This window comes from Christiangramia sp. LLG6405-1 (assembly GCF_045055805.1).
Classification (GTDB): domain Bacteria; phylum Bacteroidota; class Bacteroidia; order Flavobacteriales; family Flavobacteriaceae; genus Christiangramia.
In genome coordinates, this window is record NZ_CP159330.1 from 2,600,227 (window position 1) to 2,619,275 (window position 19,049).

The following is a 19,049-nucleotide window of genomic DNA, read 5'->3' on the forward strand; positions in this document are numbered from 1 at the left end:
CTCGCAGTTGTTTATAAACAGTTCACAACTAAGGTGATGGCATAGAGGTTGAGATATCTCTATTGTATATATTTAATAAAACTTACTTGCCATGAATCCTAGAGACATCAAATTACTGGAACTGAGGCCTGAGATTCCTACTGCCAGAATTACTGATAATATGAGTGATGAGGAACGGTTCCAAAATAAAACGCTTCGTCCTATTGCCAAACTTCAGAATGATTTGATCCTGGCTATGTTTAGAAATTACATTAAGAAGCACAAGAACAAATTCTACGAATTGAAACTGGATCGCAGATTGATTTACGTTGAAACTGCAATTCAGAAGGATATAAAATTCAGAAACAGTTTAAAGGGTGCGATCATCGGGCAGTTTACTATTGAAGAGTACGATACCTATATTCTCAATAGTTCTGCCTTGAATAAACGCATGATGAATATTGTTCGTGAAAGATTACAGAGTAATATTCAATTACTAGAAAAACATGATGTAGCGTACTAGGAAGCCTACAATTACCGTGAGGGTAAAACTCATAAGAGTTCCAACCAGAACATATTCGGTTTGTTTCCTGGCTCCGGTTTCAGCTTTATCGCTAAATCTAAGAATCGATTTTGCGGCTATTAGAAAACCAATTGCTGAAAAATTATCGGTAAGAATAAACGTGAGCACAAGAATACGTTCAAAAATCCCAATATAGCGACCAGCAGCATCGAGACTATTTTTCTGCAGATCATCTTTGACTTCTGTTTGCCAGCGACTTGTTGCCTTTCCAATTAAAAATCCTGAAGGGAAAATCACTAGCATATATCCCATAATGACCGCAAGAATTGAAGTAGAATTGATCATTTCCTGTAAGAACAAGATCACATTTTTAAAATTATCTGTGAGATAAAGCCACGCAAAGATTATCGCTATTAAGTGAAGCAGCTGATCCAGTACAAACATTTTTAAAGTATCCTTTCCAGACTGTAGTTTCCAAAGGTCTACAATAAAGTGAGTAACACCTATAAAAATGGCAATATACCAGAGTTCAGGATCTGCCAGGAATATAAATGTTAGGATTCCAGCTACGATCGAATGCAGGTAGAGGAATCGGGATCTGCCTTTTTTCCTTCTTTTATGCTCCACCCATTTAGTAGGCTGCAGGACAAAATCGGTTACTACATGTGCCAGTAACAATTGTAAAAGAATCAAAATACTATTCTCCATCTATAAAATATTGTTTCATTACTTGTTCGTATCGCTCCATCAAACTCAGGATAGCATCCCATCCTGCAGCTTTTTTACGTTGATTAACAGCTGACTGACTAATGCCCAATGTTTCTGCAATTTCAGTCTCTTTCATTTCCTTTAGCAGATAATAAATAACTTCTGCTGAAGCACTACTCCATTTATCGGTGATTGTATCGAATAGCAAAAATGCATTATCGAATTCATTGTTTATTTCCTCAATTCCGGTTTTTAGTGTCATTTTCCTACCGGTCTTCTTCATTTCATCAAGAGTACGACCAGAGAATTGAAAAGCTTCCCCGTTCGATTCCAATATCGATTCTCTTTTAAATTCGATCGTACCTATACCAATGGAAATTCTAAGATCGGCTTCAATTCGGTAGGAATTAGAATCAATAGCTTCCTGGGATCGTAATTTATTAACAGCTGTCTTAATTCTCAAAGCACTTCGGAATGAAGATACAGGTTCTATTACACCTTGTATACTATCACCTCTATACAATTCGAATTTAGAATTCTTATACTCAATTTCAATTCCCTCGATTTCTGCATTGATAATGTCCAGGACCTCAGTGAGTAATTCCGCTGAATATTTGGTGGAATTTAGCAAGTCGGCGGTAATAACTGCGAACATAATTTGAAGTATAAAAATTAAGTATAAAGGCTAATATAATGATATTATAAGCAAATAGACTTATTTCCTCCAAAGCGTATTAAATATTTCCTAATTGCTCGGCTATGACTTTTAGCTTAATTAATTTTAATTCCAATCTAGAAATAAAATACAATGGTAGCTAATAAAGCAGAATTATTCAACAAATGTCTCGATACAGTAAATAGACAGATCGATAAATATCAAAATGAAATGGACCAGATCAAGCAGTCCATGGAGAACAATGATGCTCATACAGATTATGATGAGGACGATAGCAAAGGACAATTACTTGGTGACTTTGAGAAGTATGCTGAATACCTTGACAACTCAAGGAAAATGAAAGAAAAGCTAAGTAAGATTGACAGAAATCATTATACGGAAGCTGTTGATTTTGGGAGTGTTGTAGAGACCAATGATAACTATTACTTTATATCTGCCGCTTTAGGTAAAATTGATATGGAGGATGGAACATCAGTATATGCAATTAGTACAGATGCTCCAATCTTTAGTGAAATGAAAGGTAAAAAAGCTGGTGATAAATTTTCATTCAACGATAAAGAACAGGAAATAAAAGAAGTTCACTAGAATAATCTTATTCCGGGTATTCGATCCTGAGATGGTAGATGTTTTTCAACTTCCGTTTCAGGATCTTTTTTATGGTCTGTATTTCCTTGAATGTAATATTGGAATTTAAAAACTGACCCTCATCCATTTGCTTATCGATGATCTTTTCAACAAAACTATCGATAAGAACAGCGGTTGGTTCCTTCAAACTTTTACTGGCAGCTTCTACACTATCGCACATCATCAGGATGGCGGTTTCCTTACTAAACGGTATTGGGCCAGGATATTTAAAATCATCAGGAGCAGCATTATCGTTACTTTCCATTTCCTTTTTATAAAAATAGTAAACGGTGCTGGTTCCATGGTGAGTTCGTATAAAATCGATCACTCTATCTGGTAAGTTATTCTTTTTTGCGATCTCAATACCTTTAATCACATGCTCAATGATAATTTGTGCACTTTCTCTAGGTGAAAGCTCATCATGGGAATTAACAGATGTAGTTTGATTTTCTGTAAAATATGTTGGATTGTGCATTTTACCAATATCATGGTATAATGCTCCTACCCTTACCAGCATTGCATTTGCCTGAATTTCATTTGCGGCAGCTTCGGCAAGGTTCGCAACATTTAAACTATGATGAAATGTTCCTGGTGCTTTTTCAGCAAGCTGCTTCAGTAATTTGGAATTAGTATCTGAAAGTTCCAGAAGTGACATGTCTGAAACCATTCCGAAGATCTTTTCATACACATAGATAAGGGGCTGAACGAACAAAGTTGCCAGTCCACCAAGTAGAAAAGTAAGAAAGACTTCAGCACTAATATCATCAACCGTTCCTTCCTGAATAATCGTAAATGCGAAATAGGCAATAATATATACCAGGGTAATCTGCCCTACCGAAATGAACAGGTTCGCTCTTTTATAAAGTTCGCTAATGGTCAAAATCGTTACAATACCCGCTATGATCTGTAAAAACATATACTCATAGCTGTTTGGGACTATAAATCCTATAAGAAGCACTGTTATTACGTGCGTGAACAACCCAAGTCTTGCATCGAAGAAGGCTTTTAAGGTTAGCGGAAGAATACACAAAGGCACTACATAAACGTAGTTGATATCGAAATTTATTACCAGAGTGGTAAGCATCACCATAAAAATGATGTTGAAAAATATGAAAGTTACCTTCACATTATTTTCAAAAATACTGGTACGATACTTACGCATGAACAATAGCAACATGAGCAAAGCCAGGGCTACCAATGTACTATAACCAACGATGATCCAGTTGTAATTCGTCTGGCTCCAAAGCTGTGATTCATACTCGGCTTTCAGGGATCTGAGGATGTGGTATTTATTTCCTTCAACCACTTCTCCCTTTGCTATAATTCTGCTCCCCTGCTCAATGATTCCACGAGTGTAACTAATATTATTCAGCTTACTCTGAAGCTCTTTCTGGGTTAACTCATTATTAAAAGTTACGTTGGGCTCTACGGAATTAAAGAAGACCTCAAGCAATTCGGTTTTAAAAGAACTAAATCCTGCACTGCTAATTTCCTCGCTAAGAAAACTACGAATCTGGCCCTGTTTCAGAATTCGGCTATATTCTACTTCTGAAGCTTCATTACCTTTTAATAAATATACCAGCTGATCAGGCTCTAATCTTTCACTTTCCTGAAGAAGCCCGAACTGGTAGATCTTCTCAACCGTTTTCTGAACAAAATTATCGACAATGGTTTCGTAGACCCTTAAAGTCGTATCTGCAAAGACATTATTAACCTCCTGAAGGGCGTCATTTTTTATACGCTCCTCTTTCTCGGCATCAAAATTATAGTAAGGGATATGGGCCTTCTGTATATCCTGCTGTTCTGCAGAAATCTCCTCATCAGTCTTTAAAATCGCAAAATCGAACGGCGCGTATAAATTCTCATACTGCCACGGTTTCCCCTTCGGAATATCATATTTGAATTTACCTCCTTTTGGCAGTAGGTAAACGATCAAAACTGAAGTAAGTATGAATAGGAAAACTTTGTAAAAAAGTGCCTGATTCTTGTAAAGCCTGTTTACGAAATCGCTCATATATATTGAGGTAATGCTCAAATGTAGTAAAAATAGGGCTCATTGAGCTTAGGTTATTAAATTCCTTATAAAATCACTAACTTCGCAACACTCGAAATTATAAGATTTAAACATATGAATAAAGAAGTAGTTATAGTAAGCGCTGCGAGAACTCCAATTGGTAGTTTTCTTGGTAGCTTATCCAGCATTCCCGCAACTAAATTAGGCTCTATAGCCATTAAAGGTGCACTTGAAAAGATCAATCTTAAACCAGAAATGGTTCAGGAAGTTTTGATGGGGAACGTTGTTCAGGCCGGTAATGGTCAGGCACCTGCAAGACAGGCATCACTTGGTGCTGGAATTCCTGATTCTGTTCCATGTACCACGGTAAATAAAGTGTGTGCCAGCGGTATGAAAACAGTAATGCAGGCAGCCCAATCCATTATGCTTGGCGATAACGATATTGTTGTAGCCGGTGGAATGGAAAACATGAGTTTGATCCCTCATTACGTTCACATGAGAAATGGGAAGAAATTTGGACCTGCCACTCTTGAAGACGGAATGCAAAAAGATGGTCTAGTAGATGCTTACGAGCATAATGCTATGGGTGTTTGTGCCGATCTATGTGCTTCTGAACATAATTTTTCACGTGAAGATCAGGATGATTTTGCCAGAAAATCTTACGAAAGATCTGCACAAGCTTGGAAAGATGGGAAATTTGATAATGAAGTAGTACCGGTAGAAGTTCCTCAAAGAAAAGGTGATCCTGTGATCGTAAAAGAAGATGAAGAATTTAAGAATGTTCGAATGGACAAGATCTCTTCTCTGCGACCTGCTTTTTCCAAAGATGGTACAGTAACTGCTGCAAATGCTTCTACCATTAATGATGGTGCTGGCGCTGTAGTTTTAATGAGTCGCGAAAAAGCTGACGAACTTGGACTAAAACCTCTAGCTACGATTAAAAGTTTTGCTGATGCTGCTACAGAACCTAAATGGTTTACTACTGCTCCTTCTAAAGCTTTACCTAAAGCTATAGAGAAAGCTGGAATCAGCCTTGATGATGTTGATTTCTTTGAATTTAACGAAGCATTTGCCGTTGTTGGACTTGCTAATATGAAAATCTTAGGATTATCAGACAAGAACACAAACGTTAACGGTGGTGCAGTATCTCTTGGACATCCACTTGGATGTAGTGGTGTTCGTATTTTAATCACGTTACTAAACGTACTGGAACAAAATAACGGAAAAATTGGTGCTGCAGCGATCTGTAATGGTGGCGGTGGAGCATCAGCAATGGTTATAGAACGTCATTCATAAGTCAAGTTTTTGTAAATGCAATATGGTATTTGCCATTTAAGTATTGTTCCGCTTAGAAATTCATCATCTGCAGAGGGTGAAATGGTTTCTCAAATTCTGTATGGAGAACACTTTAAGGTACTGGAAAGAAGGGCTTACTTCAGCAAGATTAGAAATTCTCATGACAGCTTCGAAGCCTGGATCGACAATAAGCAATATAGAATGATCGAAGAATCTGACTATCAAAATTTAGATGGTCAGACTCTTCAATTATCTTCAGACCTTATCGAGTTTGTTACAGATGAAAAAGGTTTGCTTATGCCTGTAGTTTTGGGTAGTTCGGTTAGATTTTCAGAGCAGCTGAATCATAAATTCGAAGGTGAGTACGACAATGCTTCCGGACGCACAAAGTCCGACCTTATAATAACAGCCAGCTTATATATTAATACTCCTCAAACTTCTGGTGGTAGAACTCCATTCGGTATAGATGCAGCAGGTTTTACGCAGGCTGTTTATAGAATTAACGGATATAAACTGGACAGGGAAGCTGCTTCACAGGCTAAACAAGGAGAAGCTCTTAGTTTTATTGAAGAAAGTGAACCCGGAGACCTGGCATTTTTTGATGATCAGGATGGTGTTATTAACCATGTAGGAATGATGATGCAGGACAACTATATCATTCATGTAGATGGAAAAGTTCGTATAGACAGGATAGACCATTCAGGAATTTTCAATACGGAACTTCAAAAGCATACTCACAAACTACGTGTGATCAAAAAGATTATTTGATTGCATTGATTTTTTCTATTTTAAGGACAAAAAAAACCCGCTGAATTTCAGCGGGTTTTTTTATGAGTAGTTATATTGATTATAATCTATCCTTCAAAGCATCTGCTTTCTCTTGCTGATCTAGATTGGTGTAAAGATTCATCGCAGTCTTTACGATTTCCTTATTCTCTGGATCTACTTCCATCGCTTTTTCAAGGTATGGTAAAACCTTTTTGTAAAGGTCTTTTCTTTGAGCGTCAAGTTCATCATAACGAGCATTGTCTTTTTTGCTCATTCCAAGATTGTTCATCTCATCGATAAGTGCTCTCTCTTCACTTAACATAGCAGCAACCATATTGATTCTTGCTTCATTATATTCTGAATCGATCTCTAGAGCTGTCTTATAACTTTCTACAGCTTTATCAGTATTCTCAATCTCAGCATACATCAACCCAATATTGTTATAAACACCAGGGTTAGATTTATCCATGTTTCCAGCTTCTTCCAGGATAGAAATTGCTTTCTCCTTTTCACCCATCTGGTAGTACATATTCGCTTCTGAAAGCAAAAGATCTACATCATTCGGATTTGCGGCTTTTGCAGCGTCGATAGATTCAATAGCCTTATCATATTGCTCCTGGTTGATATAAATTCTGGCAACTAAAGAAGCGATCTCTCCCTTTTTAGAAGGAATTGGTTCTACTTTAGGATCCTTGTATTGTCCTGTCTTCACCATAAGATCCATTTGTTCCTTAGAACCCATGTTCTCTTTTTCTCCGGTTTCGATATTTACAGCTGTAAAAGATTTACCAGAACCATCATATCCAAGATCACTTAACTCCTCTAAATATTTAACAGCCTTACCGTATTCCTGAGCATTTACTAAATTGTTAGCCGCATAATACAGATATACAGTATCCTGCTTACTCATTTGGTAACTTGTGTATAATTTGTCTGCTGCCGACTGATAATCTTCTTTCCCCTGGTCTTCAATTGCAGAGTTAATAAGATCATTCTTCATTTTAGTCAGTGCTGCGGAAGCATCCTCGTTTCCAAGTTCTACTGCCTTAGCATAAGCCATAGCTGCTGTTTGCACATCTTCATTGGAAGGATTCCCGGAAGAATAAGCTTTACCTTTATACAGATAAAACTTCTCTTGCCATTTATCATTTAATTCGGAAAGATTCGCTTCAGCAACTTTTAACTGAGCCTTAGCTTCAGTAAAGTTTTTGTCTTCAATAGCGTCTTCCGCATTTTTAACCTGGTCCTTCTGTGCGAACGTCGTCATGGTTAGAAATGACACAGCCGCAGCCGTTAAGATATTCGTTTTCATTGTTGTTTTGGTTTTTTATTTTTATTCTTCACTATCATCTGCAATAGTCGTGCCATCAGTCTGACTCTCACTGCCTACAGGCTTTTCCGCATCTTCCATTAGCTCAACATCATCTTCATCATGCAAGACTTTTGCCACTGCGGCGATAGAATCATTGCCCTTAAGGTTTATAAGTCTTACACCCTGCGTAGCACGGCCCATAACTCTTAGATTCTCAACAGCCATTCTAATAACGATCCCCGATTTATTAATGATCATAAGGTCATCATCGTCTGATACATTCTTGATTGCGACAAGTTGTCCTGTTTTATCAGTAACAGAAATTGTTTTAACTCCCTTACCACCACGATTGGTAATTCGGTAATCCTCCAGGCTTGATCTTTTACCATAACCATTCTCAGAAACTACGAGAATATCTGAATCAAATTCGTTTACCGAAACCATTCCAACAACTTCATCGTTATCGTCGGCTAAAGTAATTCCACGAACACCTGAGGCATTTCTACCCATAGGTCGGGTTTTGCTTTCCTCAAATCTAATTGCCTTACCACTTTTAAGTCCTAACATCACCTGGCTATTCCCAGTAGTTAGTTTTGCTTCAAGTAATTCATCACCATCCTTAATAGTAATGGCATTAATACCATTTGTTCTTGGACGGCTATATTTCTCAAGACTTGTTTTCTTAACCTGTCCTTTTTTAGTGGCCATAATCACGAAATGATTATTTACATAATCTTCATCCTTAAGATCCTGAGTACAGATAAAGGCATTCACCTTATCTTCAGGTTCGATATTAATAAGATTCTGAATCGCTCTTCCTTTAGAAGCTTTACTTCCTTCCGGAATTTCATAAACTCTCATCCAGTAACATTTACCGTTTTGAGTAAAGAATAACATATACTGGTGATTGGTACCTACGAAAAGGTATTCAAGGAAATCTTCATTTCTGGTATTCGATCCTTTTTGTCCAACTCCTCCTCTATTCTGAGTCTTGTATTCGTTTAGTGAAGTTCGTTTGATATACCCTGCATGAGAAATAGTAATCACTACCTTCTCATCTGGGATCATATCTTCGATACTAAGATCACCGCCCGCATATTCGATCTGAGATCTTCTTTCATCCCCGTACTTTTCCTGTACTTCCAGAAGTTCATTTTTAATAACTTCCATCCTACGCTCTTTTCGAGCTAGAATATCTTCCAGATCCTCAATTGTTTTGATGATCTCATCATATTCAGCTCGTAGCTTATCCTGTTCAAGACCGGTAAGTTGTCTCAATCGCATTTCTACGATCGCTTTAGCCTGAATTTCTGAAAGTTCAAAACGATCAATTAATTTATTACGAGCTTCTTCAGCATTAGAAGAAGAACGTATTAAAGCGATCACTTCATCTATATTATCTGAAGCAATGATCAATCCTTCCAGGATATGAGCTCGCTCTTTAGCCTTCCGAAGTTCAAATTCAGTCCTTCTTACAACCACATCATGTCTGTGTTCTACGAAATGGTGAATAAGATCCTTTAAATTCAACATTTGTGGTCTTCCATTAACCAGTGCAATATTATTTACACTGAAAGAAGATTGTAATGCTGTATGTTTAAATAATGTATTAAGAACGATGTTAGGAATAGCATCCCTTTTCATCTGGTATACGATACGCATACCATTTCTATCAGATTCATCTCTAATCAGACTGATCCCTTCGATCTTTTTGTCGTTTACCAGGTCTGCTGTTTTCTTTATCATATCAGCTTTGTTCACCTGATATGGTATTTCTGTAACAACAAGATATTCACGACCTGCAATCTCTTCCATATGCGATTTAGCACGCATTACGACTCTACCTCTTCCGGTTTTGAAAGCTTCCTTTACGCCATCATAACCATAAATAATTCCTCCTGTTGGGAAATCTGGAGCTTTGATATATTGTATAAGTTCATCGATCTCGATATCGTGATTCTCGATATAAGCGATGGTACCGTCTATAACTTCATTTAAATTATGAGGAGGCATATTAGTCGCCATACCAACAGCAATACCACTAGCTCCGTTCACCAATAAGTTTGGTACCCGTGTTGGCATTACTACAGGCTCACTTAACGAGTCATCAAAATTCAGCTGAGTATCTACTGTTTCCTTGTCGATATCGGCAAGCATGTCCTCACTAATCTTACGCATACGCGCTTCAGTATAACGCATCGCTGCAGGACTATCCCCATCTACAGATCCAAAGTTACCCTGTCCATCTACAAGCATATACCGCATGCTCCATTCCTGGGCCATACGCACCATAGTATCGTATACAGAAGAATCCCCGTGTGGGTGATACTTACCTAATACCTCTCCTACGATTCTCGCAGATTTCTTATAGGCTCTATTTGAAAGTACTCCAAGCTCATACATACCGTAAAGCACACGTCTATGTACAGGTTTCAATCCATCACGAACATCTGGTAGTGCACGTGACACAATGACCGACATCGAATAATCGATGTAGGCAGATTTCATTTCATCTTCAATATTGATAGGAATTAGCTTTTCTCCTTCAGCCATATTAAAAAATTTAATTATCTTAAAATTGTAAGGGGCAATTTACATATTTTATACCTCTTTAACGCCCCGTAATCTCTGAGCTTAAGTATTTTTTATTAACAAATTTTTATTGTGTTTTGGTTAATAAGTTCATTATTTTCCCTTTTGAAAAGTGATGGTTATTTTGTCACTTAGCTATGGTCACCTTATTAGGTACAGTTTTTGTCCTATTTGGAGTGAAAATAAATTTGAGAAAGGAAGATAAAAATGGATGATAATTTTTCACCAAGAGTAAAAGACGTTATTGCTTACAGTAAAGAGGAAGCATTAAGGCTTGGTCATGATTTCATTGGAACAGAGCATCTAATGCTGGGGTTGTTAAGAGATGGAGACGGGAAAGCTATAGATATTCTAACCGCATTGGAAATTGACCTTAGCCATTTGAGACGAAAAGTCGAAATACTAAGTCCTGCAAATCCCAATACTGTTACTATAAGTAATGAAAAGAAAAACCTGCATCTTACCAGGCAGGCAGAGCGAGCATTGAAAACTACATTTCTGGAAGCCAAATTATTCCAGAGTGCTTCGATCAATACTGCCCATTTATTATTGTGCATTCTTAGAAATGAGAATGACCCAACTACTAAACTGCTGAATAAATTGAGAATAGACTACGATGGCGTTAAAGATCAGTTTAAATATATGATCGCTAGCGATGAAACCGACTTTTCAGATAGTCCTACAGCGGAGTCATTTTCAGATGATGAAGGAGATGAAGCTACCAGGGAAAACCCGTTTAGCGGAGGCGGTGGAGCCAGTACAGGTAAAACTAATAAGAAATCAAAAACTCCGGTTCTTGATAACTTCGGAAGAGACCTCACTGCAATGGCTGAAGCTGATAAGCTGGATCCAGTGGTTGGTAGAGAAAAGGAGATCGAAAGAGTTTCTCAGATTCTTAGTCGTAGAAAGAAAAATAATCCATTATTGATTGGAGAACCAGGAGTTGGTAAATCTGCTATTGCTGAAGGATTAGCACTAAGAATCGTAAAAAGAAAGGTTTCCAGGATTTTATTTGATAAAAGAGTAGTTACTCTTGACCTCGCTAGCCTGGTTGCTGGCACAAAATATCGAGGCCAGTTCGAGGAAAGAATGAAGGCCGTGATGAACGAGCTTGAAAAGAATGATGATATCATCCTTTTTATTGATGAAATTCATACCATCGTTGGCGCTGGTGGTGCAACAGGTAGTCTGGATGCCAGCAATATGTTCAAACCTGCACTTGCAAGAGGTGAAATACAATGTATTGGTGCTACTACCCTTGATGAGTACAGACAGTATATCGAAAAAGATGGTGCTTTAGAAAGAAGATTCCAGAAAGTAATTGTGGAACCTACTACGGTAGATGAAACTATAGAAATCCTTAATAATATCAAGGATAAATATGAGGATCACCATAATGTACAATATACAAATGAAGCGATTGAAGCTTGTGTAAAGTTGACAAATCGTTACATGACCGATAGGTTTTTACCAGACAAGGCAATTGACGCTTTAGATGAAGCAGGATCAAGAGTTCATATTACCAATATTGATGTACCAAAACAGGTGCTGGATCTTGAACGAAGACTTGAAGAAGTTCGTGAAAATAAGAATTCTGTTGTGAAAAAGCAGAAGTATGAAGAAGCCGCGAAACTTAGGGATGATGAAAAAAATCTGGAAAAAGAACTTGCCGTAGCTCAGGAGAAATGGGAAGAAGAATCTAAGAAACACAAAGAAATCGTTTCTGAAGATAGCGTAGCTGATGTTGTTTCGATGATGACTGGAATTCCGGTGAATCGTATCGCTCAAACAGAGAGTAACAAGCTTGTGGAACTTCCGCAGTTAATCAAAGGAAAAGTAATTGGTCAGGATGAAGCCGTGGGTAAAGTTGTAAAAGCTATACAGAGGAATCGCGCCGGACTTAAAGATCCAAATAAGCCAATTGGTTCATTTATATTCTTAGGACAAACTGGTGTCGGTAAAACTCAGTTAGCTAAAGTATTAGCAAGAGAATTATTTGATAATGATGATGCTCTTATCAGGATAGATATGAGTGAGTACATGGAGAAATTCGCTGTTTCCAGATTAATTGGAGCACCTCCAGGATATGTTGGTTACGAAGAAGGTGGACAACTTACCGAGAAAGTTCGTAGGAAGCCATACGCTGTGATACTGTTGGATGAGGTTGAAAAGGCACATCCAGATGTATTCAATATGCTTCTACAGGTATTGGACGATGGGTATCTCACCGATAGTCTTGGAAGAAAGATCGATTTCAGAAATACGATCATCATCATGACTTCTAATATTGGAGCTAGAAAATTAAAAGATTTTGGTCAGGGTGTTGGTTTTGGAACTACCGCTCAAAAATCTCAGGTTGATGATAATGCCAGAAGCGTGATCGAGAATGCACTCAAGAAAGCATTCGCTCCCGAATTCTTAAACAGGATCGATGACGTAGTGATCTTTAATGGCTTGGAAAGAGAAGATATTCATAAGATCATTGATATCGAACTTGCGAAACTGTTTGGTAGAATTCAGGGACTTGGATACGATCTTACTCTTACAGATAAGGCTAAAGATTTTATTGCTGATAAAGGTTTTGACAGGCAATATGGTGCTAGACCGTTAAATCGAGCTATTCAGAAATATATTGAAGATGCTTTAGCTGAAGAGATCATCACTTCTAATTTGAAAGAAGGTGACAAGATCACAATGGATTTGGATGAAGAGAAAAGTGAACTGACTATAGATATTCAGAAATCTGTTGAAACTGAATAATATTTAAGTTCATATAATAAAAAAACCTGTCATGAAAATGGCAGGTTTTTTTATGCTTGTGTATCACCTAAACTTCATTAATTTAGCCGAAAATTGCCCTAAACATCATATGAACTACCCTACTATTGAACTTGAATTTGGCAGTGTTACAATTCTTGAGAATTTTATGATCGCTAAAATGAACGAAGGAATTCTGTTTGATATTAGCAAAAATGAAACACTCCTCGAAATGGGAACTGAAGTCTTTCAGGGCAAACCCTATGCTTATATATCACACAGAGTAAATAGCTACGCGGTAGACCCAATGGTTTACAAACAATCTGCAAAATTTCCAAATTTGAAAGTTATCGCAGTTGTCAGTGAAAACGAAATGACACGAACCCTGGCCTCTACAGTTGAAAGGGAATTTTATACTGATTCTAATTGCTTTAAGGTTTTCACCGAACTTAAGAATGCTACAAGTTGGGTACAGGGAAAATTATCCCTCCAAATCACCAAATAGAATTGTTTAAATTAATTCTTTTGAGCTGGTTGCGGATTTCTATTAAATAATTCCTGAACCGCACGACCAATATTATCTGCAATGTCGCCGGCAAGCAAACTTTCATATCCTAATTGATCACTTGCTATCGTACCGCTTGAACCGTGTAAATAGACAGCCAGAATTGTCGCCGCAAGGCTGCTATATTTCTGACCTATAAAACTTGTGATAACTCCTGAGAGCACATCACCGCTACCGGCAGTTGCCATTCCCGGATTACCTGAAGAATTTATGTAGATCTCCTCATTATTTACTATAAAGGTATGAGCACCCTTAACAACAATGATGATTTTGAACTTTTTACTTAAAGCTTTAACCTTCTCAAGTTTATCAAAGTCATCCTTCCATTCTCCTAACAGTCTTTTCAACTCCCCTGGATGCGGAGTCAGAACAGAGTTTTCAGGCATTTTTTTCAAAAGTGACTTGTTCTTCGATAAAATATTGATTCCATCAGCATCAACCACAAATGGTTTATCCTGTGTTTTTAAGAAATCTTCAAAAGCTTTAGCTGTAGCATCATTAGTTCCTGCTCCCATTCCGAAGCAGAAAACATCAGCATCAAAATCTGAAGGGAATTTGGTAACCATCTTAGAGTTTTCATCTGTGAGCACCATCACTTCTGGAATGGAAATTTGAAGTGCATCATATCCACACTCAGGGATATGAACCGTACAAAGTCCAGTACCTGATCGCATTGTTGCCCTCGAGGTTAGTATGATACTCCCTATTTTACCATGGCTTCCACCAATGATCAAAACCTTTCCATAGTCACCTTTATGAGAGTTTATTTTTCTTGACTTATATAGACTTTGAGCCTCCTCTTTTCCTATCAAAAATATGTTTGAATCCACTTTCCCAAGATATTCTCGATCTAGTGCTATATCGATGACCTGTAGATCACCAACATAATCCATGGTATCTGGTAGGTAAAAACTGAGTTTGGGAGACTGGAAGCTCAGGGTATATCCGGCCTGGATTACTGCTCCATCCTTAAAAACCTTATCTGGTGCTAAACCACTCGGCATATCAATAGATAGAACAAAGGCCTGGGAGTTATTGATCAAATTGATTAAACCAGCTGGCCAGCCTTCTACCGCACGGTTTAGGCCTATGCCAAACAAGGCGTCTATAACAAAATCACCAGTATGAATTTCAGGGAAACCGTTTTCACTTTTGATAAGTTCCGGCCAGTCATTTGTAATTTCCTTCAATTTCTCATAATTGCTCAAGAAATCTTCAGATCTTTTATCACTATAATTAACTACAAAGGTGCGAACCTCGTATCCATGCTGAATAAGGTGCCTGGCAACTACCAATCCATCTCCTCCATTATTACCAATTCCGCAGAAAATTTTTATGGGAATTGGGGCTCCCTGCAATCTCTTATGAATTTCATTAAAAACAAGCGTTCCTGCCCGCTCCATAAGTTCTTCTGAAGTGATTTCCTGCTTTTTCAGAGTAACCTTGTCTGCTTCTGCCAATTGTGCTGCCGTAAGTATTTTCATTGAGTAAATCTTTCTTGTTCTTTTCTTTTTCGAAGCTTAAAGATACTCATATAAAAACGCCTAATTAATATTGTATTCTAACTGAATTCAATAAATTTGGGCAAATTTTTGACAATAATGAAAGAAGTAGCCCTGTCTGCAATTCACAATGAATTAAATGCCAAAATGGTACCTTTTGCCGGATACAATATGCCAGTATCATATGAAGGTGTAAACATTGAACATCAAACTGTACGAGAAAAACTCGGTGTTTTTGATGTTAGTCACATGGGAGAATTCCTGATTTCCGGAGAAAATGCATTGAAACTTATTCAGAAGATCAGTTCTAACGATGCTTCAAAACTTACAGATGGTAAAGCTCAGTATTCTACTATGCCTAACGAAGATGGTGGTATTGTGGATGATCTTATTATTTACAGACTGGAAGCTGAAAAATACTTGTTGGTAGTAAATGCTTCGAATATTGACAAGGACTGGAACTGGATCTCTCAGCATAATGATGTAGATGCAACTATGCGCGACATGAGTGATGAATTGTCGTTACTGGCGATTCAGGGACCTAAAGCAGCTGAAGCTATGCAATCCCTTACTTCGATCGACCTTCAGAATATGAAATTCTACACTTTTGAGGTCGGCACTTTTGCTGGTGTGGAAAAAGTGATCGTTTCAGCTACAGGCTATACTGGTAGTGGCGGATTCGAAATTTACTTCAGAAATGAAGATGCTCCTCAAATCTGGGCAGCAGTAATGGAAGCGGGAGAAGAATTTGGTATTAAACCTATAGGACTCGCAGCAAGAGATACATTAAGACTGGAAATGGGATATTCCTTGTACGGGAATGATATTGACGATACTACTTCCCCGATTGAAGCGGGTCTTGGCTGGATCACAAAATTCAGTAAAGATTTTATCAATAGTGAAGCGCTTAAAAAACAAAAAGAAGAAGGTCCAAAGCGAAAGCTAGTCGCTTTTGAAATGGATGAAAGAGCTATTCCCAGACAGGGATATGATATTGTAGATGAAAACGGCAAGAAAATTGGAGAAGTCACTTCGGGCACCATGTCACCATCTCTTGAAAAAGGAATTGGATTAGGATATGTACCGGTAGAAGTTGCAGGTGTTGGAAATAAGATATCCATTCAGATAAGAAAAAAAGCTGTACATGCAACTCAGGTGAAATTGCCCTTTTATAAAGGATAATTTATTTGAAACGAATTTTGATATTAGGAGCGAGTGGCTTTATTGGGAATTCCCTTTATAAAGAGCTCTGCTCCTATTTTGATACACACGGTACCTATTATACTGAAAATGATTTTTTTGAAAAAAATCATCAATTCCACCATTTCGATATGGAAACGGAAAACATCAGTATTCTTCTTGAAAATTTAAAGCCAGATGTCATCGTATCCTGCGTGCGTGGAGGCTTTGAAGCTCAGATTCATACTCATTTCGAGATCATCAATTACCTTCTCAATTATCGTAAAAAGTTGATATTTCTGTCATCGGCCAATGTTTTTGATGCTTTTACCAACTATCCTTCCTACGAATATGACAAAACACTTAGTCAGAGCGTTTACGGCAGATTCAAGATCAAGATAGAAAATGCATTGCTTAGACTTCCGAATAAACAATATAATATCCTGAGACTTCCTATGGTCTTCGGAAAAGGTTCCCCGCGGGTTAAGCAAATAAGAGCAATTCTGGATCTAAACGAACCGCTAGAAGTTTTTCCAAATGTGGTCGTTAATGCTACTGAAATTGGAAAGGTAACTCAGCAAATTCACTATATTATAAATAGGAACAGACAGGGAGTGTTTCACTTAGGCAGTGATGATCTGGTGCATCAAAGAGATCTCGTAGAGGACCTTACCAGGGAACTTGGTTATGAAAATCCACTTTTCAAAAATGTTTATGACTCCAACTTCGACAGATTCCTGGCTGTACTACCAAAGGATAATAAACTTCCAAAGAACCTACAGATAAGTATTCAGGAGGTAGTCAAAGCATCAGCTAAATTATAGCTGTTAATTTGATATTAAACTGAAGTACCATAACAATGGTATGCTTCATTCTTAGTAACTTGAAGAAAACCAAATAATTAAGTCATGAAAAAATTAAGTGATACTGAGATAGATGATCAATTGAAAAACCTTGATGGATGGACATATGCTAAAGGTGCCATTCATACTTCTTTTGAATTTGAGAATTTTAAAGAAGCATTTACCGTAATGACAAGAATTGCATTTGAGGCCGAAGCACAGGAACATCATCCAAATTGGGGAAATGTATATAATCAATTAGAAATATCCCTTTCTACTCACGATGCAAATGGTGTTACTGAAAAAGATTTCAAGCTTGCCAGAACAATTGAAGAGATTATAGAGTCTACGAATTGAAAAACTCGTGAAACTGGAAAACCAGCTCCTTATACATACAGTATTTAGGAGCTTTTTTATATTTTTGCGCGAACCTAATTATAATTTGAAATGGGAAGAGCTTTTGAATTTCGCAAAGCACGGAAAATGAAACGTTGGTCTGCAATGGCTAAAGCATTTACCAGGATTGGTAAAGATATTGTCATGGCGGTGAAAGAAGGTGGTCCAGATCCTGACACGAATGCGAAACTTCGTGCGGTGATCCAGAATGCGAAAAGTGTCAACATGCCCAAGGATAATATTGAGCGTGCGATCAAACGTGCCTCAGATAAAAACCAGGGTGACTATAAAGTAGTTCTTTTTGAAGGTTACGCTCCTCATGGTATTGCTGTTCTGGTAGAAACTGCAACAGATAATAACAATAGAACAGTTGCAAATATTCGTTCTCATTTCAACAAATCTGATGGGAATCTTGGAACTTCAGGTTCTGTAGAATTTATGTTTGAGCATACCTGTAACTTCAGAATCAATGCTGAAAATCTGGATCCGGAAGAACTTGAATTAGAATTGATAGATTTTGGAGCTGAAGAAGTTTTTGAAGATGAAGACGGAATTCATATTTATGCACCTTTTGAATTCTTTGGTGCTATACAGAAGGAATTAGAGAACAGAGAAATGGAAATTCTTTCTTCAGGATTTGAAAGAATTCCTCAGGTTACCAAACCTTTAGAAGGTGAACAGGCTGCAGATGTTGAAAAGTTGCTAGAAAAACTGGAAGAAGATGATGATGTTCAAAACGTTTACCATACAATGGAAACACCAGATGAGGATTAATTAAAAATTTTCTTTGATCTTTCCTTCTACACCCTCGTAGAACTGGGTGATAACTTTAAAATCTGAATCAAAATCTCCGGTTGGATGAAAAGCCTCGGAGATTTTTACTTTCTTGGACTTGTAGTCAAAGGAAACCATTACAATAGGAACTTCCGCTTTTAAGGCTATATAGTAAAAACCTGTTCTCCATTTCTCGGTTTTCTCTCTGGTGCCTTCTGGAGATAGGGCTAATCGAAAAATAGTCTTGTCTTCAAAGACCTTCGCGATCGCATCCACTTTATTCTTTTGTCCTGATCTATCCAGAGGTGCACCGCCTACCCACTTGAAATACCACCCAAATGGAGGTTTGAATAATTCCTGCTTTCCTACAAAGTTGAATTCAACATTCATGATTTTACGAACCAGAATTCCTAAGAGAAAATCAAAAGAGCTTGTGTGTGGAGCAACAATTACAACACATTTCTTAATTCTGGATGTAAAGTGATCCTCCAGACGCCAGCCTAAAATTTTGTAAAAAATAAATCTTGCAAGCCAACGCATAT

The 19,049-nt window shown here is 37.6% G+C and carries 17 protein-coding genes; 10 read left to right on the top strand and 7 right to left on the bottom strand.

Features of this window, described 5'->3' with window-relative positions:
- The first annotated feature begins 91 nt into the window (after positions 1–91).
- Positions 92–502, top strand: coding sequence for a glyoxalase (locus ABVM50_RS11950; protein WP_405198776.1), 411 nt, complete (start codon positions 92–94; stop codon positions 500–502).
- Here ABVM50_RS11950 and ABVM50_RS11955 read toward each other — a convergent pair.
- Both ABVM50_RS11955 and ABVM50_RS11960 read right to left on the bottom strand, forming a co-directional pair.
- On the bottom strand, positions 476–1,210 hold the full coding sequence (locus ABVM50_RS11955) for a DUF3307 domain-containing protein (RefSeq protein ID WP_405198777.1): 735 nt from the start codon (positions 1,208–1,210) through the stop codon (positions 476–478). The two genes, ABVM50_RS11950 and ABVM50_RS11955, sit on opposite strands and share 27 nt — an antisense overlap.
- The gene (locus tag ABVM50_RS11960) at positions 1,200–1,865 is read right to left on the bottom strand and encodes a hypothetical protein (RefSeq protein ID WP_405198778.1); all 666 of its coding nucleotides are present in this window, start codon (positions 1,863–1,865) and stop codon (positions 1,200–1,202) included. Before ABVM50_RS11960 ends, ABVM50_RS11955 begins: the two co-directional genes overlap by 11 nt.
- Positions 1,866–2,018: 153 nt before the next feature.
- Here ABVM50_RS11960 and ABVM50_RS11965 point away from each other — a divergent pair, with 153 nt between their 5' ends.
- Positions 2,019–2,471: a transcription elongation factor gene (locus ABVM50_RS11965; protein ID WP_405198779.1), complete on the top strand. Its 453-nt coding sequence runs from the start codon at positions 2,019–2,021 to the stop codon at positions 2,469–2,471.
- 7 nt (positions 2,472–2,478) lie between these two features.
- Here the strand turns inward: ABVM50_RS11965 and ABVM50_RS11970 are convergent, their stop codons facing one another.
- On the bottom strand, positions 2,479–4,524 hold the full coding sequence (locus ABVM50_RS11970; protein ID WP_405198780.1) for an HD family phosphohydrolase: 2,046 nt from the start codon (positions 4,522–4,524) through the stop codon (positions 2,479–2,481).
- Between the two features lie 114 nt (positions 4,525–4,638).
- On the opposite strand from ABVM50_RS11970, the gene ABVM50_RS11975 reads away from it, so the two are divergent.
- Together ABVM50_RS11975 and ABVM50_RS11980 are read left to right on the top strand one after the other, a co-directional pair.
- The gene (locus ABVM50_RS11975; protein WP_405198781.1) at positions 4,639–5,820 is read left to right on the top strand and encodes an acetyl-CoA C-acyltransferase; all 1,182 of its coding nucleotides are present in this window, start codon (positions 4,639–4,641) and stop codon (positions 5,818–5,820) included.
- A 15-nt stretch (positions 5,821–5,835) separates the two neighbouring features.
- A complete protein-coding gene (locus ABVM50_RS11980) occupies positions 5,836–6,588 on the top strand; it encodes an NlpC/P60 family protein (protein WP_405198782.1) in 753 nt (250 codons plus the stop codon).
- Between the two features lie 79 nt (positions 6,589–6,667).
- Here the strand turns inward: ABVM50_RS11980 and ABVM50_RS11985 are convergent, their stop codons facing one another.
- Positions 6,668–7,900, bottom strand: a complete 1,233-nt coding sequence (locus tag ABVM50_RS11985; protein WP_405198783.1) for a tetratricopeptide repeat protein — start codon at positions 7,898–7,900, stop codon at positions 6,668–6,670.
- A 21-nt stretch (positions 7,901–7,921) separates the two neighbouring features.
- Positions 7,922–10,453 carry a DNA gyrase subunit A gene (gyrA, locus tag ABVM50_RS11990; protein ID WP_405198784.1) on the bottom strand — a complete coding sequence of 844 codons (2,532 nt, stop codon included), beginning with the start codon at positions 10,451–10,453 and terminating at the stop codon, positions 7,922–7,924.
- A 246-nt stretch (positions 10,454–10,699) separates the two neighbouring features.
- Between gyrA and ABVM50_RS11995 the strand changes: the two genes are divergently transcribed.
- Together ABVM50_RS11995 and ABVM50_RS12000 are read left to right on the top strand one after the other, a co-directional pair.
- Positions 10,700–13,252, top strand: a complete 2,553-nt coding sequence (locus tag ABVM50_RS11995; protein ID WP_141877813.1) for an ATP-dependent Clp protease ATP-binding subunit — start codon at positions 10,700–10,702, stop codon at positions 13,250–13,252.
- A gap of 109 nt (positions 13,253–13,361) precedes the next feature.
- Entirely contained in the window at positions 13,362–13,754 is a 393-nt protein-coding gene (locus tag ABVM50_RS12000; protein ID WP_405198785.1) for a hypothetical protein, read from the top strand.
- Between the two features lie 11 nt (positions 13,755–13,765).
- Here ABVM50_RS12000 and ABVM50_RS12005 read toward each other — a convergent pair whose 3' ends face one another.
- Complete coding sequence (locus tag ABVM50_RS12005) at positions 13,766–15,298, bottom strand: NAD(P)H-hydrate dehydratase (RefSeq protein ID WP_405198786.1); 1,533 nt, start codon at positions 15,296–15,298, stop codon at positions 13,766–13,768.
- 117 nt (positions 15,299–15,415) lie between these two features.
- Between ABVM50_RS12005 and gcvT the strand changes: the two genes are divergently transcribed.
- The 4 genes from gcvT (at position 15,416) to ABVM50_RS12025 (ending at position 18,507) form a co-directional block, all read left to right on the top strand.
- Positions 15,416–16,498 (top strand): glycine cleavage system aminomethyltransferase GcvT, encoded by a 1,083-nt coding sequence (gene gcvT / locus ABVM50_RS12010; RefSeq protein WP_405198787.1) that lies wholly within the window; start codon positions 15,416–15,418, stop codon positions 16,496–16,498.
- A gap of 5 nt (positions 16,499–16,503) precedes the next feature.
- Positions 16,504–17,319: a sugar nucleotide-binding protein gene (locus ABVM50_RS12015; protein WP_405198788.1), complete on the top strand. Its 816-nt coding sequence runs from the start codon at positions 16,504–16,506 to the stop codon at positions 17,317–17,319.
- Between the two features lie 84 nt (positions 17,320–17,403).
- Positions 17,404–17,694, top strand: a complete 291-nt coding sequence (locus ABVM50_RS12020; protein ID WP_141877817.1) for a 4a-hydroxytetrahydrobiopterin dehydratase — start codon at positions 17,404–17,406, stop codon at positions 17,692–17,694.
- 90 nt (positions 17,695–17,784) lie between these two features.
- Positions 17,785–18,507, top strand: coding sequence for a YebC/PmpR family DNA-binding transcriptional regulator (locus ABVM50_RS12025; RefSeq protein ID WP_405198789.1), 723 nt, complete (start codon positions 17,785–17,787; stop codon positions 18,505–18,507).
- Here ABVM50_RS12025 and ABVM50_RS12030 read toward each other — a convergent pair whose 3' ends face one another.
- On the bottom strand, positions 18,508–19,047 hold the full coding sequence (locus ABVM50_RS12030) for a 1-acyl-sn-glycerol-3-phosphate acyltransferase (RefSeq protein WP_405198790.1): 540 nt from the start codon (positions 19,045–19,047) through the stop codon (positions 18,508–18,510).
- Between the last annotated feature and the right edge of the window lie 2 nt (positions 19,048–19,049).

Bases quoted from the DNA above. Each gene is read 5' to 3' on its own strand.
- ABVM50_RS12020 (WP_141877817.1), top strand. From the start codon at position 17,404: ATGAAAAAATTAAGTGATACTGAGATAGATGATCAATTGAAAAACCTT.
- ABVM50_RS12005 (WP_405198786.1), bottom strand. From the start codon at position 15,298: ATGAAAATACTTACGGCAGCACAATTGGCAGAAGCAGACAAGGTTACT.
- ABVM50_RS11975 (WP_405198781.1), top strand. From the start codon at position 4,639: ATGAATAAAGAAGTAGTTATAGTAAGCGCTGCGAGAACTCCAATTGGT.
- ABVM50_RS12025 (WP_405198789.1), top strand. From the start codon at position 17,785: ATGGGAAGAGCTTTTGAATTTCGCAAAGCACGGAAAATGAAACGTTGG.
- ABVM50_RS12030 (WP_405198790.1), bottom strand. From the start codon at position 19,047: ATGCGTTGGCTTGCAAGATTTATTTTTTACAAAATTTTAGGCTGGCGT.
- ABVM50_RS11955 (WP_405198777.1), bottom strand. From the start codon at position 1,210: ATGGAGAATAGTATTTTGATTCTTTTACAATTGTTACTGGCACATGTA.
- ABVM50_RS11960 (WP_405198778.1), bottom strand. From the start codon at position 1,865: ATGTTCGCAGTTATTACCGCCGACTTGCTAAATTCCACCAAATATTCA.
- ABVM50_RS11985 (WP_405198783.1), bottom strand. From the start codon at position 7,900: ATGAAAACGAATATCTTAACGGCTGCGGCTGTGTCATTTCTAACCATG.
- ABVM50_RS12000 (WP_405198785.1), top strand. From the start codon at position 13,362: ATGAACTACCCTACTATTGAACTTGAATTTGGCAGTGTTACAATTCTT.
- ABVM50_RS11950 (WP_405198776.1), top strand. From the start codon at position 92: ATGAATCCTAGAGACATCAAATTACTGGAACTGAGGCCTGAGATTCCT.
- gyrA (WP_405198784.1), bottom strand. From the start codon at position 10,453: ATGGCTGAAGGAGAAAAGCTAATTCCTATCAATATTGAAGATGAAATG.
- ABVM50_RS11980 (WP_405198782.1), top strand. From the start codon at position 5,836: ATGCAATATGGTATTTGCCATTTAAGTATTGTTCCGCTTAGAAATTCA.
- gcvT (WP_405198787.1), top strand. From the start codon at position 15,416: ATGAAAGAAGTAGCCCTGTCTGCAATTCACAATGAATTAAATGCCAAA.
- ABVM50_RS11970 (WP_405198780.1), bottom strand. From the start codon at position 4,524: ATGAGCGATTTCGTAAACAGGCTTTACAAGAATCAGGCACTTTTTTAC.
- ABVM50_RS11995 (WP_141877813.1), top strand. From the start codon at position 10,700: ATGGATGATAATTTTTCACCAAGAGTAAAAGACGTTATTGCTTACAGT.
- ABVM50_RS11965 (WP_405198779.1), top strand. From the start codon at position 2,019: ATGGTAGCTAATAAAGCAGAATTATTCAACAAATGTCTCGATACAGTA.